General features: G+C 50.8%; 9 tRNA genes. All 9 read left to right on the forward strand.

The window, feature by feature from the left end:
• Positions 1-3: 3 nt before the first annotated feature.
• The 9 genes from ACRCJ0_RS16425 to ACRCJ0_RS16465 all read left to right on the forward strand — a co-directional run bounded on the left by ACRCJ0_RS16425 (position 4) and on the right by ACRCJ0_RS16465 (position 816).
• Positions 4-85: transfer RNA gene (locus ACRCJ0_RS16425), tRNA-Leu, on the forward strand.
• A 10-nt stretch (positions 86-95) separates the two neighbouring features.
• A tRNA-Thr gene (locus ACRCJ0_RS16430) sits at positions 96-168 on the forward strand.
• Positions 169-192: 24 nt separating this feature from the next.
• Positions 193-264 (forward strand) — tRNA-Gly (locus ACRCJ0_RS16435).
• Between the two features lie 40 nt (positions 265-304).
• Positions 305-389 (forward strand) — tRNA-Leu (locus ACRCJ0_RS16440).
• A 10-nt stretch (positions 390-399) separates the two neighbouring features.
• Positions 400-473, forward strand: a tRNA-Arg gene (locus ACRCJ0_RS16445).
• Positions 474-478: 5 nt separating this feature from the next.
• Positions 479-552: transfer RNA gene (locus tag ACRCJ0_RS16450), tRNA-Pro, on the forward strand.
• Positions 553-561: 9 nt separating this feature from the next.
• Positions 562-634, forward strand: a tRNA-Ala gene (locus tag ACRCJ0_RS16455).
• A 20-nt stretch (positions 635-654) separates the two neighbouring features.
• Positions 655-728 (forward strand) — tRNA-Met (locus ACRCJ0_RS16460).
• 14 nt (positions 729-742) lie between these two features.
• Positions 743-816 (forward strand) — tRNA-Ile (locus ACRCJ0_RS16465).
• The last annotated feature ends 35 nt before the right edge of the window (positions 817-851 follow it).

An 851-nucleotide genomic window follows, 5' to 3' on the forward strand; every position in this document is an offset into this window, starting at 1 on the left:
TATGCGGGTGTGGCGGAATTGGCAGACGCACCAGATTTAGGATCTGGCGCCGCAAGGCGTGGGGGTTCAAGTCCCTTCACCCGCATTATATATAAGCCGGCTTAGCTCAGTTGGTAGAGCATCTGATTTGTAATCAGAGGGTCGAGGGTTCAAGTCCTTTAGCCGGCATTGATATCTTTGATATTCAAATACGCGGAAATAGCTCAGTGGTAGAGCACCACCTTGCCAAGGTGGGGGTCGCGGGTTCGAACCCCGTTTTCCGCTTTGTCCGAAAGGGCATCCATATAAATACATTTTATAATATGCCGGGGTGGCGGAATTGGCAGACGCACAGGACTTAAAATCCTGCGAGGGTTAACCTCGTACCGGTTCGACCCCGGTCCTCGGCATTTTATATAAGCACCCATGGCTCAACTGGATAGAGTACTTGACTACGAATCAAGCGGTTGCAGGTTCGAATCCTGCTGGGTGCATGACCCGGGAAATAGCTCAGCTTGGTAGAGCACTTGGTTTGGGACCAAGGGGTCGCAGGTTCGAATCCTGTTTTCCCGATTCTAATGTGGGGGATTAGCTCAGCTGGGAGAGCGCCTGCTTTGCACGCAGGAGGTCAGCGGTTCGATCCCGCTATTCTCCACTTAATTAGATGTATAATATGGCGGTGTAGCTCAGCTGGCTAGAGCGTCCGGTTCATACCCGGGAGGTCATGGGTTCGATCCCCTTCGCCGCTATTATATAATTACTTGGACCTTTAGCTCAGTTGGTTAGAGCAGACGGCTCATAACCGTCCGGTCGTAGGTTCGAGTCCTACAAGGTCCATCCTTGTATGGGATTATATGAAAGATATTTTATTG

The organism is Aerococcus sp. L_32, assembly GCF_050689315.1.